We start from the raw sequence: 13948 nt of genomic DNA, 5'->3' as shown, positions 1-13948 counted from the left end.
CTCATTCAGGATATGTATGAACCACTCAATAGCAAACGCTACTTACGAAACAGATTTTTATGCCTGGTTACTCAAAAGTGCTGAACTGTTGCGGCGAGGGGAATTTGCAGAACTGGATTTAGAACAGATTGCTGAGGAACTCGAAGGCATGGCGAGGAGTGATAAACGGCAGTTAGTTAATCGCTTGGCGGTACTCCTAGCACATCTTTTGAAATGGCAATATCAACCAGAAAAGCGATCGAAAAGTTGGCAACGAACGATTCGGGAACAGCGCAAACGGATTTCGTTATTGTTAGAAGATAGCCCCAGCTTAAAATATGAAATTGAGGAAAAGCTAACCGATGCCTATGAAATTGCTGTGCTGTCTGCGGCTAACGAAACTGGATTGGATGAAGACTACTTCCCCGAAAGCTGTGAGTACGCTTTAGATGAGGTGTTAGATTCAAATTTTTACCCCGATTAACTATCAGTAGATCCCCGACTTCTTGAAGAAGTCGGGGATCTAGATTTCATATACTCCCTCAATACATTAGGCAAAATGTAACAACTTCCCTGTTGTTCTATCAAACAGCGTCGCCATAAAGATTGCACTACATTCGCTAAATCTGACGGGGGAATTTTGGTATTTTCTATTAATTTTACCAATTTAATTCCGTCACCTTCTCTCGCCATCAAAGAAAGAACTTCTTTTTCCCAATCTGATAAGCGGCTAACCGCTTGGTGTAAATTATCTTGCAAATCTTCCGGTAATAAAATAGTATCATCTTGCAATAACTCAGTCACCCCTCCTCCCAACTCTTGAAACAGATTACCTACACTTTTTAACCAGAATGGGTTGCCTTGGTAACGTTCAATTATTGCTGAGTAATTCTCAATTTCTCCTAATCCGTAATGTCTGAGTAATTCCCGTGCAGGTTCAATATCTAAACCAGTAAGTTGTAAAGTACAAATAGTAGGATTTTGGTTTTTTACTTGAGTTACTTCTCTGGGTTGTTCCCAACCAATTAACAGAAAGCAACTTTGATGAGATAATGTTTCTATGTTTTTAAATAAAGAGCGATATTCTTCATATCCAGGTTTATACTTTCCGGCTAATTCACCTCTACTGAAAAGGTTGTGAATGTCATCCAAAACTACTAAACAGCGATATTTTTGTAAATACTTAATTAATGGTAAAGGTTTTTGGTTAGTTGCAGGTGAATCTAGCTTTTCCGACTGCGAGAAAAACTGGATTAGTTGATCTTGAAACTCAGCTAAAGTAGGAGAAGTTTCTAAGTTGCACCAAATAACATACTCAAATTCATCTTTTATTTGTTGTACGAGTTGCGCTGCTAATGTAGTTTTGCCGATACCGCTGATACCTGTTAGTGCTATTAAGCGACAGCGTTGTTCTAAGATTAATGTTTTTAGGGTTTCTAGTTGGGGGGTGCGTGAAGCGAAGCTATCGCCGCTAGGCGAATCGTAAAAAACACCCAACTCTGGCATTTCACTTAAATCTTGATGCGAAATTTTAGTTTGTTTCGAGTTAGCTGTTTTCTCATTATCTGCGTGTGATTTTGGTATATCTGGTGGTTGTCTAGCTTCTGCACAATAATTAACGCAACTTATTTGCACACAGTCTTGTTGTAGCGCAAAATGTTTTGAGAATAAGGAGACTTGCAACCTCTCCATTGCCGATCGAAAATTCGATTTACTAACCTCTTCCCCTAACTCTTCTGAAAGTATTCGCCATAATTCCGATCCCACTTCCCTAACCCGACTTTCAGAACAATCAAAATCTTTAGCTATTTCCTTATATGTCTCCCGTTCTAGAGTTCCCCGCAGTATCGCTTCTTGCAAATCATCAAGGTGCTGACCCGTTTTGGCAAACACTATGTCATCAGCGAATTTTAACATTTCTTTAAGATTCATCGGGGTAGGTAGATAGGAACATTTTCGGTATTGTAGCGCACATCTGTCAACATTTTCGTACATTTTCGTACAAAATTGGCTTGAAGAGATAGAAAGGCAGGGTAAAATTGTCAGCAAAATAGTACATTTTTGGGCTAGACAAAGCTTTGATTTCTAAGGAATGATGGAATAAGATTTAGTTAGCTTTCTCCTTCGGAAACACTTTATCAAAAGTATTAATTTATAACATGAATTGAAAACTTAATTATGGCAAGGTAGTATTCTAATGAGCAAAAATGGGTTACTAATAATGGCAGCTATTTGTTTTGCTTTAGGAGTAGGTAGCCTTCTCTACTCCAAAAGGGTGATGTGCGTCTTTGGGGAGTGCATAATCGTAACTTCAGGCGACAACATTTTTAATGCAACAGGAACAAAAATTGATTCAGGAACAGCAAATTTGCTTCAAACTCTGCCATACATAACGTTTGGAGCTAGCGGAGGTTTATTGGTTGCAGGCTTAGTGAAATCTGACAGAAAACCTTGAAAATTTAGAGCAGAGGATTAACTGACGCACTAAATTATATTGTACTATTTTCAGTTTTACTGGAGCGATAAAACTATGCTTTTAAATCAAATGCTTGCAGCTAATGACAAGCAAACAATTGAAGAACAAGGCTTTCTAGAAATTACAAAGAATACGGTTAAACTTCAGAATGATGTCTACCAATTCCGCAATGTAACTGGGTTTGCAGTAGGTGAGGTTAAAACGAAAGGCATTCCCTTTAACCTTATATTCATTCTGTTTATAATTGCATTTGCGTCAGGTAATATACCAGGCTTTGGCGGCTGGAGTTTAATGTTTTGGGTGCTTGTAGTTGGTGCAGTTGTCTATAACTTTAATCGTCCGAAAGTATATGGTTTGTCATTATACTTGAACTCCGGGCATGAAATTGTATTTGCAACAAAGAACATCGATTTACTTAATCGTGCAGTTAGGACTCTCAAAGATTTCATGGAAAATCCGCAAGATTTTCAGTACGTTAACATAACAGTTGAAAGCGATAATAAAGGCAATATAGTTGTTGGCGATATTTACGGTAAAGTCTATAATAAATAGAACTTTACCTGTTGCAAAAATTTAATTTTCTAATAATCTAATAGCATGGGGGCTAAATGGAAGAAAAATCACCGAATATCCATATTGGTGGACATAACCAAGGAAATATTGTAACGAGTCATGTCAATGGTTCAATTAATAATAAGAATGTGCAAGGCTCGTTCAATACAGACAACTCACAAAAACGCCAAAATCTTGCTGAAGCAGCCAAAGAGATTCAGCAACTTCTGAAACAATTAGAGCAAACTAATCCGACTGCTACTGATGCCGATAAAATTGATTATGTGAATGATGAAACCAGTCCTAAGTTCAAACGTCGTGCGGTTAGCGCACTACAAGCTGGAGGTGAAGTTGCTATTGAGGAGTTTTTAGATAACCCCTACGTCAATATAGGTAAAGCTATCATTAAGGGATGGATGAAACCTGATTAGCGATCGCCTAAAATGAAAAAGCGAACGCACTTGATTTTTTCTCAGGTGCGTTCGCTCTTTTTTATAGCGCGAACGCAATTTTACCCAAAGACATCAGTCAAATTACCTGAGAGCAAACTCAGTGAATCGTCGCTAATGGGTTATTATTAATCTAACTAACTGTTTGTACTGCCGAATTGCCTGTAATATTAACATCAACTGTAGCTAAAATTAATCCATAGTAAACAGCTGTAGCGACAATAAATCGATCGGCGGGGTCTTGATGGGGAAGTGCAATTTGGCGACTTAAAATAGCAATGTCGTAATTCATTTGGGCTTCACGAGTTTCCAGAGTTTTTAAAGCTAAATTAACCCATGTAATAGGATCGGGCTGTAAAGATATCCGTCCTTTTTCTGCAAGAATCAATGTTTCCCAAATACTAATTGGACTGAGCCAAAGTTCAGTATTATAATCAACGATCGCATTTTGTAATTGCAGTGAAAGGCGTTGATCGCCGAGTAAATACCAAAGCCAAATGTGAGTATCGAGTAAAAGTTTCATTGTAAAACTTCCCAAGGTTCAGCTACAGGAGCGATTAAATCTCCTAATATTTCACCGCTTCCTTTCATCACCCCAAAAACGGGTCGTGAAGCTTGGGTAGTGGCTGGATAGATAATCACTAAGGGTTTTCCTTCATGGATGACGGTTACAGGGGTTTTGGTACGTTCAACCTCGATAAATAAAGTCTGAAGCTTTTGGGGTAATTCTGTCGTGGTAATTTGTGTCATTTTTTGCTCGTTCACAATCCGATCTATTTCTATTATTATAATCCGATGCTTAGCAAGCAGAATGATAGATTTTTGCCGTTGTTACATCCTTTCTTTTTTCAGATTAGCGATCGCCTAAAATGAAACAGCGATATGCCTAACGGCACGCTACGCGAACGCTCTTTTTTTGGAGTGCGATCGCGTAGCCTGTTCTTTAGCGATCGCAATTTTCCCTAAATACATCAGTCAAATTACCTCACTGCTTTGAGAAAATCTACTATCATAGTTCGTTGTTCCCACTCTCGCGTGGGAAAAGCGCTTCAGCGCTTTCAACAAACTTTATTGAGGCTGTATGAGAGAGATTGTTACTTTTTTATTCGGTTTGGGATTTGTATTTAATGCCAGTTTGTTTATTCCCCAAGCAATTAGAATTTGGCAAACTAAAAGCGCCAAAGGTGTCTCTATAATTACTTTTATTGGCTTTAATTTAATTCAATTGAATGGTGTTCTTTATGGTTACTACCAAAATGATATGATTTTGGCTTATGGTAATTTAATTAGTTTGATCAGTTGTGGAGTTGTGACTTGTTTAGCGATATTTTATCGTTTCAGGTAGATTGTACGTACTCAATAGCTATCGGTGTAATTTTTTTTGTGACTTCATCAATCACAAAATGGTCAAATTCAGTCCAGATTCTCGGTTCTCCAAAAATAGCAGGTTGCAAAATTCCCCACAATAAATTATTTTCACATAAATGAGCATGAATTAAGGCGCGATGTCCGAAATTTTGATGTTCAAAATCTTTGTTAAGTACTTCGGGGTTAGCTGTCTCAACATCTTCAACAAAAACCGAGGGTTTAGTATGCAATGCAGCGGCAAATAATGGGTCTTCATCTGGTAATGATTCAGGTTCTTTTTGCCAATCTGAGGTAGTAGCATCAGGATAATCAGAACTCCGTCGCCAACAGAAAGCGGTTTTACCAATTTGGGTGTGAGGATTTCTTAAATATAGGAAAACGCGATCGCACTTCAACACCTCACCCAACGCAGGTAACAAAGCCGAAAACACTGCATCTGGTTTGTTGTTTTTGCGGAAAACTTCCTCAATCTCACTAGGTAAATTTTGCTGCATAACTAACCGTTTAAGCTTGTGACAAAAAAGCTGTTAATAGTTCCTCTGGTATGGGTCGAGGTCGCATAGTTGCCGCATCCACCCATACCCATAAAGCTTCCGCTTTTACTACTAAATCTTCTTCCCCCAAAAGACGGATTTCATAATGCCTTTTGCTGCGAGTTCCCCGTATTTCTTTTACCCAAGTGGTAATTTCTAAAATATCGCCGGAAGCAGCAGGACGCAGATAATCAATTTCGACTCGCCGCATTACAAAGACACCGCCTAACTCTCGGTAACGGGCGACTGTAAAGCCTAAATGTTCGGAATGTTCGATCGCAGCTTGTTCCAAATAATGTTGATAAACTGCATTATTTACATGACCAAGTGCATCCATTTCATAATGTCTTACCCTTAGTTGCGTGGTGAATTTTTGCATGGTCATTCGTTATGGTACATAGATCCCCGACTTCTTGGAGAAGTCGGGGATCTCGCTTGAAATGAACAGAATTAATAGTTTTTTAAAGCTGTACTTAAATACTTTGGCTGATTGCCGCAGCATAAGCAAGCATCCATAAGGGGAATTATCGGTTTGCCACAAAAAGCACAATTCCCGGCTAAAAAGTTGTTAATTGCGGTTTCTGACAAGTCGGCACAATTCAAACATCCCCAAAACTCATCTAAGCTTTTTACCGCAAAAGTGGTGCATTTAGGGCAAGTTTCTACTTTCCAAAATACTTTTTTCATAGTGAATCTAACTCTGCTCTCAGCAGCATATCACTATTTAATACATCTTCCCTAAGATAGATTTAATTTTTGGCTAATTTTATATTACTTTGAGAAGAGATTTTATCTCCATCTCAAAGCAATATCAATAATTGAGAATTTACTGATGCAAAGATGCAGGAATGGCGGCTGTTTCTAGCCAATCAAAAATTTTTTCTAATTGATTGAGACTGACTAACCCATACTGCCAAAGCGTCATGGGTAAAGATGTGGTAGATTGTTCGCAATGCCGCAGGGCTAGGGAAAGGGAGTTAGCGGGGATTTTTAACTCCTCTTGTAAAAACTTAACTAGTTTTGTTAATCGAATCGCTTCCATTTTCTTTATTTAAGTATAATTTGCCGAATAGTATTTTTTCGTTAGCTATCAATTTAGGAAGCGATCGGGAAAAACTAGGGAAGGCTATTAGTTCTGAAAAAAAGGTTTTCTTATAGCTAAAGATAACATAATTTTAACTAAATTTTTCCGGATCGGTCAAAGTTGTTTGTGTAATTAGTCATTTATCCTGCTAGGGTTTTTAAGGTTTTTGCTTAATCGGGATTTCCACAGTAAAGTTTGTCCCTTCACCCGGTACAGAATGACAGCGCAAATTACCCAAATGTTTTTCCACAACTACTTGATAACTAATTGCTAATCCTAAACCAGTACCTTGACCCACTGGTTTAGTAGTAAAGAACGGGTCAAAGATTCGTGCTTGAATTTCTGGCGACATTCCTGGGCCATTATCTTTAAAAGTAATTGCGATTAGCCCAGAATCAACTAATTGAGTAGTGATTTGAATTTGACTAGGGTTAGCTTTAATGTCTGTTAGCGATCGCTTTTTATCCCGTTCTTCTACAGCATCGATCGCATTAGTCAGCAAATTCATAAATACCTGATTTAATTGTCCTGCATAACATTCCACCAAAGGCAATTGTCCATAGTTTTTCACTACTAAAATTTCTGGATGTTCTGGTTTAGCTTTGAGACGATTTTGCAGCAATCTTAAGGTGCTATCAATTCCGTCATGGATACAAACATTTTTGATCTGTGCTTCATCCATACGGGAGAAATTCCGCAGGGAAAGCACAATTTCTCTAATACGTTCCGCCCCTACTTTCATGGAATCGAGAATTTTTGGCACATCTTCCATTAAAAAGTCTAAATCAATTAATTCAATTTGGGACTGGATTTTTGCTGTGGGTTGCGGATATTCGCTTTGATATAATTCCACCAATTCGAGTAAATCAGAAATGTATTGTTGTGCAGGAGTAATGTTGCCATAAATAAAGCTAACCGGGTTATTAATTTCGTGTGCGACTCCGGCTACTAATTGTCCGAGAGAGGACATTTTTTCTGATTGAATTAACTGAGTTTGGGTGCGTTGCAGGTCTTGTAATGCTTTTTCTAATTGTAATGCTCTTTCTGAGGCAATTTTGGCAGACTTTTGGCTATTGTGGTAAAGTTCGGCTTGGGATATGGCGATCGCTAAATTATCAGCTATTCCCAAAATTAATTCTATCTCACTTTCTTTCCAAGTTCTTTTTATTGTGTGATTTGAACAGCTTAATATCCCAAATTTACCCCCTTGAGTTTGAAAGGGAACTGTCAAAAGAGATAGACAATTAAAGGATTGCAAAACTTGCTTTAGACTAAGGTCGTTAACTGCTTCTGTATCATCTACAATCATTATTTCTTGTTGCAAAGCTTTTTGAGAAAGTGGTTTAACTACTGAGTCAGGATAAATCCCAATAAAACTAGGTAAACTGGGATTTCTGGCTTCTTTAACTGTTTGCCAAACTGCTGTTTCAGTTTCTCCATTATCGTAAGAATTGCTCAGAGATACCAAAAAACTTTCATCGTCTGATGCTAGATAATTATCGGTTAAATACCAAGCAAATGTACAGGCATCTATTTCCAATAATTCCCGGATACTAGTCACTACTGTTTCTAAGATAGTATCTAAATCTAGAGAAGCCCGAATTTGTCCAGCAATTCTATTAAGAAGTTCTAGCCGATTTGCTGATTCTTCAATAGCTGATTCGGCTTGTTTGCGTTCAGTAATGTTTTGCACAATTAGCAATCCAGCAAAAATTTCTCCTGAAGAGTTTTTCACTGGTACTGCTTGTGCCAGGTAAACAGTATTGTAGTAAGATATTTCATCTTTAAGCATTTGGCCTGCTAAAGCAGCTTGGTAAAATTTATCAAATAGTTGATATTCATTGGGAGGCCAGATATCATGAGGAAATTTACCTTCTAAATCAGCAGGGGAAAGTCCAACTTTTGTCAGTTCGGAACCACCTGCGATTAAAAAGCGGCGATCGCGATCGAACAAAAATACTGAACCATTAGGAATATGTTCTATTAATGTGCGAGAAAGTTCTTCACTTTTCCGCAGTGCTATTTCCTGTCGGCAGCGTTCTTCTTCGATGCGTTTGCGTTCGGTAATATCGATCGCATAGCCAATCATGCCGACAACTTCTCCTTGTTCGTTGTTTTCCCAGGAAATGTTGAGGAAAATGTCAACAATTTCTCCTTCCTTACGACGAACTTTGATTTCTCCTTCATAAACTCCTTGCTGTTGCAAAGTAGGAATAATTGTGGTCGCAAAATATTCTTGTTCTTCTGGTGGATAAAGAAAAGTTATTGACTCACCTATTGCTTCGGTTGCACTGTAGCCATAGAGACGTTCTGCTGCTTTATTCCAACGAGTAACTATGCCATTAAGATCGGTGGTAACTACGGAATCATATAATTGATCTAAAATTCTTGCTTGTTGTTTTAAAGCTACTTCTTGGAGCTTTTGCGTAGTAATATCCTGAGTAAAACCAACTAAACCAATAATGTTTCCTTGGGAATCTCGCCAAACATTTTTGCGTGATAAGAAAACTTGCTGATGATTTCCATAATTGACAGTTTCTTCGAGAATTTGTGGTTCTCCTGTATTCATGATCTGGCGATCGTTCTCTTGCAGTTGGCGAGCAAATTCTAAAGGAAATATCTCTGTGTCATCTTTGCCGATAAAATCACTGACTGTTTTGCCAACATTGGCAACTCCCACAGAATTAATTAATACATATCGCCCTTGAATATCTTTAACAAAGAATGTTTCTGGGATTGATTCGATTACGGTATGCAGGAGATTAGTACTATTTTCAATTGCTAAAGGATCTTCTTGAGAAATTCCCACTATTCCGACAATATTTCCTTGTTCGTCGTTCCAAGGTTTAATCGTAGTGAGATAACTTTTTTCCCTTCCCTTTACCTGAAAAGTTTCTCGGATTATTTGCTGCTGATAATCATTAATTGTTTGCTGCTCTTTTTGACTCAGTTTTGTGGCTACTTCAGCCGGAAATATTTGATAGCTATTTTTACCGATAATTTCTTCTTTAGGTTTTTGAAAAATTTGTACAGCAGCCGAATTAACTAATAAATAGCATCCCGAATTATCCTTAACCCAGATCGGAAAAGGCAGATCGTCAATAATTGTTTCCAAAAGTCCTTGAGTTGTCTTCAAAGTAGATACACCCTCTATTTCAAGGCTCTCGGTTTTGCTCTTAACCATTACTACTAACCTCTAGTAAGTAAATTTACTACGATTAAAATTTACTAAAAATATATTGAGCTATGTTAATTAAATCAGTACTGGCTAAGTAAAACATCCGCGATCGCACGGAAAACCCGTATACTTAATCTACGGGTTTACGCGATCGCGCAGCGAAAAAGCAGAAAAGCACCTTTGACTTTAATTGTTAAGATTACTGTTGCTTGTAGCTCATTAAAGGTTCTTGTGATAGTTTTTGCAAATTAACAGAATTCAATAGCTGTTCCCATTTAGTTGCTACGGCTGTATCAGTAGGATGGGAACGACGTAATTCAGCTAGCGTTGCCATTGCATCGTACCAGAGATTATTGCTTTGATATGTCTGAGCTAGGTCTAAAGAAGCGCCCTGTTTTAGTTTATTCTCTAATTCCTGGTTCAGTGCGACTCGTTTGATGGAACCTTGCACATAAATATCTGAACGGCGATTTTCCCGATTGGGAACGATCGCAAAATACCAACGGTAAGTTTTGCCCACTTCCAGGGTTTTTGCTGGTTCATTTCCGGGAATTGTAATTCCAACTACTGCTGATTTTCCGTCAGTTGTAAATTGTGTTTCATATATCGGACGTTCATTTTCGTCAACCAACACAAATTCAACCATTTGCGGCTTCTGAGTTTTAGGAACATAGAACAATAATGTGGGTGTTGCCGATCCGGTTAACCCTTGATTATTGTCTGGAACTAAGGCTACTAAAGGCATTTCCGAAATGAACATATCAGAACGAGTGCCACCGCCAACTCGTCTTCCTGGTAAACCTTCTCTGGCTTGGCTAACATCTTCCGCTAGTGCTTGTTTCGCTCCGCTACCAGAAAAAAAAGCCAATAGTGATAATAAACAAAAGGCTGCAATGATTTGAGGCAAGATTATACTACGCATATAAACCAACTGTTAAGTGGAATAAGTCTTATGGTTACTCAACAAAAGCTGTTACTATCAATCAGGGAACATTCTTATGTTGATTATAATCAGATTATTGAGACAAAGGATTCCGTAAAAACACAGAATTTTTCATTTTTTTTTATCTGTATATTTCACCATGTTGGCTGGTTCAAAATGTGAAAAACCAAAAACTGTTATATTCTTTATTCTATTGTTTGATTACAGCTACCTAAGTGTTGACTGGTAAAATCTTAGCCTGTTGACATCTGCACAAAGAAATAAATTTCATTTTTTAGCTAATTAATCGTTTAAAATCTGCCACCCATAGCAAAAGCCAGAAGGCTCCAGGGCAGAAGGTAAAAGCTAACAAGGCAATGCTCAAAGCATTTAATTATGTCCTAACCTTTACTTCGCTTGCCATAAATTAAATTTAGAAACTTTTTATTACAAATTGACTATTAAGCTATTAAGTGGTAAAATCTAAAGTTTGATTAAGCAAAGCAAAATTCTAGTAACATGATTAGCTAAAATGTTACAAGTAATATAGGTTGAAAAAAGAATTTTGCTAATGTGAGGATAAGATGGTCTGAGAAATCTGACTTATACCTAAAAAAAGTAAGATGGTATGGGATACAAATCAGGGAGAAGATCAAATTCATCATTTTAGACCTAGAGAAAAACACTTGAAAATTTATGTCTGGTAGTAATTTTGCTTAATTCTGTGCCTGAGCAACTTTTTCACAAACTACCTCAGCTATTGTCCAACAAGGAATTTCTGGCTGGGATTAAAAAATTTGGCTGCAAATCACGTCTAGTTTTTCAACAACCTGTTTTGATTACTAGCTTGTTGGTGACGGGTTTGCTGTTAGGAATCAGACAGATGGAAGTTTTGCAGCCGTTGGAGTTAATGGAGTTCGATCGCGCCACCCAATTAAAACCGGAGATGAAACCAGATCCGAGAATTTTGGTTGTGGGAATTACGGAAGCAGATATCCAAGCACAAAAGAAATGGCCGCTCTCAGATGAAATATTAGCTAGACTAATAGCAACCTTGCAATTGTATCAGCCAAAAGTTATTGGGTTAGATTTATACCGGGAAATGCCGTATCCTCCCGGTCATGCTGAACTGGTTAAGGAATTACAAGCGCAAAATGTAGTTGTAATTACAAAATTGGGAGAAAGCGAAAGCGAAAGTGTAAAACCGCCTCCCAGTGCAGCGAAGCAACGAATTGGTTTTAATGATTTTGTACTCGATCCCGATGGAGTAATTCGGCGAAATTTTATATTTGCTACTCTACAAGGCACACCATACTACTCTTTTGGCTTACGAATCAGTTTAAAATATTTGCAAGGTCGTCATTTTGATTTAAAAGCAGAGCCTCATCAGCTTAGATTGGGTAAGAAAATTTTTCCTAATATAGACCCTGATTCTGGAGGATACCAAAATATTGACACAGGAGGCTATCAAATATTATTAAAATATCGGAGTAGAAGTCAAAATATAGCATCGCAGGTAACATTAACTCAAATTTTAAATGGAGAAGTAGATCCGGCTTTGGTGAAAGATAAAATAGTAATAATTGGTACGGTAGCACCAAGTCAAAAAGATTTGTTTTTCACTCCATACACTGCGACAGATCGCGAAAATGCCTCCATGCCAGGAGTGTTGATTCATGCTCAAATGGTAAGTCAAATTGTCAGCACTCTGGAAGATAATCAACCTTTGTTTTGGTTTTGGCCTCAGTGGGTAGAATGGTTTTGGCTCTGGGGTTGGTCGCTAATAGGAGGAATACTAGTTTGGCGCTTTCGCCGACCATTATTCTTAGGAATTGCGACATCTGTAGCGTTAGTAATTTTGTTGACAGTTTTCTCTGTTAGCTTTGCACAAGCAGGATGGGTGCCGCTAATGGTACCAGCATTGGGATTATTAGTTACAGGCAGTAGTGTAGCGGCTTATAAGTTATTTCATGATAGTTTTTATGATGCTTTAACAGGTTTACCAAATCGAACTTTTTTGCTTAAACAAATAGATAAGAATAATTCTCCCGTTCAACAACAGGAAAACTCTTTAATTGCAGTAATATTTTTAGATCTCGATCGCTTTAAGATAGTTAATGATAATTTTAACCACCAAGTAGGCGATCGACTATTAATTGCTGTAACTAAAAGATTAAAATCTTGCCTACGTCCTCAAGATATAGTAGCCCGGATTGGCGGAGATGAGTTTGCTGTCTTACTAACAAATATTACTAATGTCAATCAGGCAACATTGGTAGCCGATGCAATGCAGCAGCAATTGAGTTTACCTTTTAACCTGAAAGGTGAGGAAATATTTATTTCCGCTAGCTTTGGTATTGCTTTTAATCAGATAGGTTGTGACAAACCTGATGACATAGAATTATTAATTAATCGCCAACCAGAGGAACTGTTGCGAGATGCTCATACGGCAATGTATCGGGCAAAAGCGCTGGGTAAAGCACGTTACGAACTGTTTTCTACAGGTATGCGTACCCAAATAGTTTCTCGCTTGCAATTAGAAAATGAATTACGTAGATCGATCGCTGAGTTAAATGCTGGAACAAGTCAGGAGTTTATAGTTTTTTACCAACCAATCATTTCTTTAAAAACAGGTAAAATTGCAGGTTTTGAAGCTTTAATTCGTTGGCAACCTCCGGGTAAATTCATTTCCCCTGCTGAGTTTATCCCTTTAGCTGAAGAAACTGGTTTAATTATTCCTTTAGGTGAATGGATATTAAAAGAAGCTTGCCGTCAGTTAAAAATTTGGCAAGAGCAATTTAAGATGCAATCACCTTTATCATTAAGTGTTAATCTTTCCAGTCAACAGTTTTCTCAACCCGATTTAACTGAACGAGTTGAACAAATCCTCAAGGAAACAAAGCTGGATGGACATAACTTAAAACTAGAAATTACTGAAAGTATGGCAATGCAAGATGTGGAAAAGACTATTGCTAGTATCTTACGGTTAAAAGCTTTGAATTTGCGTTTTAGTATTGATGATTTTGGTACTGGTTATTCATCTTTGAGTTATTTACATCGCTTCCCTGTAGATACGTTAAAAGTCGATCGCTCCTTTGTTAGCAGAATGGAAGATAGTAGTGAAAATTTAGCGATCGTCGAAACTGTAATCATGCTCAGTCATAAATTAGGTATGGATGTAGTTGCTGAGGGAGTTGAAAAAGTCTCACAAATGGAAATGTTGCGAGATTTGGGATGTGAATATGTACAGGGTTATTATTTTTCCAAACCGCTAAATAGTGAAGCTGCAACGGCGTTGTTAGCTGAACAACCTCAATGGTAAGTAGGTAGATATAAATAAAGTGAAAACTGGGGCGGGCTAGGAGAGCCCACCCCACAAGAAAGCTGGAACTTTTGTGGGGTGGGCA

At 37.8% G+C, this 13948-nt stretch carries 14 protein-coding genes; 5 read left to right on the top strand and 9 right to left on the bottom strand.

Annotation, left to right across the window (positions count from 1 at the left end; genetic code table 11):
* Window positions 1–16: 16 nt before the first annotated feature.
* A complete protein-coding gene (locus ACE1CI_RS16420) occupies window positions 17–463 on the top strand; it encodes a DUF29 domain-containing protein (protein ID WP_413262597.1) in 447 nt (148 codons plus the stop codon).
* Here the strand turns inward: ACE1CI_RS16420 and ACE1CI_RS16415 are convergent.
* On the bottom strand, window positions 460–1911 hold the full coding sequence (locus tag ACE1CI_RS16415) for a helix-turn-helix domain-containing protein (protein ID WP_413262618.1): 1452 nt from the start codon (window positions 1909–1911) through the stop codon (window positions 460–462). The genes ACE1CI_RS16420 and ACE1CI_RS16415 overlap by 4 nt on opposite strands.
* Window positions 1912–2509: 598 nt before the next feature.
* On the opposite strand from ACE1CI_RS16415, the gene ACE1CI_RS16410 reads away from it, so the two are divergent.
* Both ACE1CI_RS16410 and ACE1CI_RS16405 read left to right on the top strand, forming a co-directional pair.
* Window positions 2510–3007, top strand: a complete 498-nt coding sequence (locus ACE1CI_RS16410; RefSeq protein WP_413262596.1) for a hypothetical protein — start codon at window positions 2510–2512, stop codon at window positions 3005–3007.
* A gap of 56 nt (window positions 3008–3063) precedes the next feature.
* Window positions 3064–3438, top strand: coding sequence for a hypothetical protein (locus ACE1CI_RS16405; protein WP_413262595.1), 375 nt, complete (start codon window positions 3064–3066; stop codon window positions 3436–3438).
* Between the two features lie 151 nt (window positions 3439–3589).
* Here the strand turns inward: ACE1CI_RS16405 and ACE1CI_RS16400 are convergent, their stop codons facing one another.
* Window positions 3590–3979, bottom strand: coding sequence for a type II toxin-antitoxin system VapC family toxin (locus tag ACE1CI_RS16400; protein ID WP_413262594.1), 390 nt, complete (start codon window positions 3977–3979; stop codon window positions 3590–3592).
* Window positions 3976–4206, bottom strand: a complete 231-nt coding sequence (locus ACE1CI_RS16395; protein ID WP_459564008.1) for a type II toxin-antitoxin system Phd/YefM family antitoxin — start codon at window positions 4204–4206, stop codon at window positions 3976–3978. The genes ACE1CI_RS16400 and ACE1CI_RS16395 overlap by 4 nt, the downstream gene beginning before the upstream one ends.
* A gap of 331 nt (window positions 4207–4537) precedes the next feature.
* On the opposite strand from ACE1CI_RS16395, the gene ACE1CI_RS16390 reads away from it, so the two are divergent.
* The gene (locus ACE1CI_RS16390; RefSeq protein WP_413262592.1) at window positions 4538–4801 is read left to right on the top strand and encodes a PQ-loop domain-containing transporter; all 264 of its coding nucleotides are present in this window, start codon (window positions 4538–4540) and stop codon (window positions 4799–4801) included.
* On the opposite strand, the gene ACE1CI_RS16385 is transcribed toward ACE1CI_RS16390, so the two are convergent.
* From ACE1CI_RS16385 to ACE1CI_RS16360, 6 genes are all read right to left on the bottom strand, one after another.
* Window positions 4794–5318 (bottom strand): GAF domain-containing protein, encoded by a 525-nt coding sequence (locus ACE1CI_RS16385; RefSeq protein WP_413262591.1) that lies wholly within the window; start codon window positions 5316–5318, stop codon window positions 4794–4796. The genes ACE1CI_RS16390 and ACE1CI_RS16385 overlap by 8 nt on opposite strands.
* A 10-nt stretch (window positions 5319–5328) precedes the next feature.
* Window positions 5329–5736 (bottom strand): acyl-CoA thioesterase, encoded by a 408-nt coding sequence (locus tag ACE1CI_RS16380; protein ID WP_413262590.1) that lies wholly within the window; start codon window positions 5734–5736, stop codon window positions 5329–5331.
* 71 nt (window positions 5737–5807) lie between these two features.
* Window positions 5808–6044 (bottom strand): hypothetical protein, encoded by a 237-nt coding sequence (locus ACE1CI_RS16375; protein WP_413262589.1) that lies wholly within the window; start codon window positions 6042–6044, stop codon window positions 5808–5810.
* 139 nt (window positions 6045–6183) lie between these two features.
* Entirely contained in the window at window positions 6184–6399 is a 216-nt protein-coding gene (locus ACE1CI_RS16370; RefSeq protein WP_413262588.1) for a DUF2949 domain-containing protein, read from the bottom strand.
* 199 nt (window positions 6400–6598) lie between these two features.
* Window positions 6599–9625: a PAS domain-containing protein gene (locus ACE1CI_RS16365; protein WP_413262587.1), complete on the bottom strand. Its 3027-nt coding sequence runs from the start codon at window positions 9623–9625 to the stop codon at window positions 6599–6601.
* A gap of 193 nt (window positions 9626–9818) precedes the next feature.
* Complete coding sequence (locus ACE1CI_RS16360; protein ID WP_413262586.1) at window positions 9819–10541, bottom strand: DUF928 domain-containing protein; 723 nt, start codon at window positions 10539–10541, stop codon at window positions 9819–9821.
* 724 nt (window positions 10542–11265) lie between these two features.
* Here ACE1CI_RS16360 and ACE1CI_RS16355 point away from each other — a divergent pair.
* The gene (locus ACE1CI_RS16355) at window positions 11266–13863 is read left to right on the top strand and encodes an EAL domain-containing protein (RefSeq protein WP_413262585.1); all 2598 of its coding nucleotides are present in this window, start codon (window positions 11266–11268) and stop codon (window positions 13861–13863) included.
* The last annotated feature ends 85 nt before the right edge of the window (window positions 13864–13948 follow it).

Origin of the sequence: Floridaenema flaviceps BLCC-F50 (assembly GCF_041929275.2) — a bacterium.
Taxonomy (GTDB): Bacteria; Cyanobacteriota; Cyanobacteriia; order Cyanobacteriales; family Aerosakkonemataceae; genus Floridanema; species Floridanema flaviceps.
Note: the sequence above shows the minus strand (reverse complement) of the source record. Positions and strands in the feature narration are given on the sequence as shown.

Bases quoted from the DNA above. Each gene is read 5' to 3' on its own strand.
- ACE1CI_RS16365 (WP_413262587.1), bottom strand. From the start codon at position 9,625: ATGGTTAAGAGCAAAACCGAGAGCCTTGAAATAGAGGGTGTATCTACT.
- ACE1CI_RS16410 (WP_413262596.1), top strand. From the start codon at position 2,510: ATGCTTTTAAATCAAATGCTTGCAGCTAATGACAAGCAAACAATTGAA.
- ACE1CI_RS16375 (WP_413262589.1), bottom strand. From the start codon at position 6,044: ATGAAAAAAGTATTTTGGAAAGTAGAAACTTGCCCTAAATGCACCACT.
- ACE1CI_RS16420 (WP_413262597.1), top strand. From the start codon at position 17: ATGAACCACTCAATAGCAAACGCTACTTACGAAACAGATTTTTATGCC.
- ACE1CI_RS16415 (WP_413262618.1), bottom strand. From the start codon at position 1,911: ATGAATCTTAAAGAAATGTTAAAATTCGCTGATGACATAGTGTTTGCC.
- ACE1CI_RS16395 (WP_459564008.1), bottom strand. From the start codon at position 4,206: ATGACACAAATTACCACGACAGAATTACCCCAAAAGCTTCAGACTTTA.
- ACE1CI_RS16370 (WP_413262588.1), bottom strand. From the start codon at position 6,399: ATGGAAGCGATTCGATTAACAAAACTAGTTAAGTTTTTACAAGAGGAG.
- ACE1CI_RS16360 (WP_413262586.1), bottom strand. From the start codon at position 10,541: ATGCGTAGTATAATCTTGCCTCAAATCATTGCAGCCTTTTGTTTATTA.
- ACE1CI_RS16405 (WP_413262595.1), top strand. From the start codon at position 3,064: ATGGAAGAAAAATCACCGAATATCCATATTGGTGGACATAACCAAGGA.
- ACE1CI_RS16400 (WP_413262594.1), bottom strand. From the start codon at position 3,979: ATGAAACTTTTACTCGATACTCACATTTGGCTTTGGTATTTACTCGGC.
- ACE1CI_RS16385 (WP_413262591.1), bottom strand. From the start codon at position 5,318: ATGCAGCAAAATTTACCTAGTGAGATTGAGGAAGTTTTCCGCAAAAAC.
- ACE1CI_RS16390 (WP_413262592.1), top strand. From the start codon at position 4,538: ATGAGAGAGATTGTTACTTTTTTATTCGGTTTGGGATTTGTATTTAAT.
- ACE1CI_RS16380 (WP_413262590.1), bottom strand. From the start codon at position 5,736: ATGCAAAAATTCACCACGCAACTAAGGGTAAGACATTATGAAATGGAT.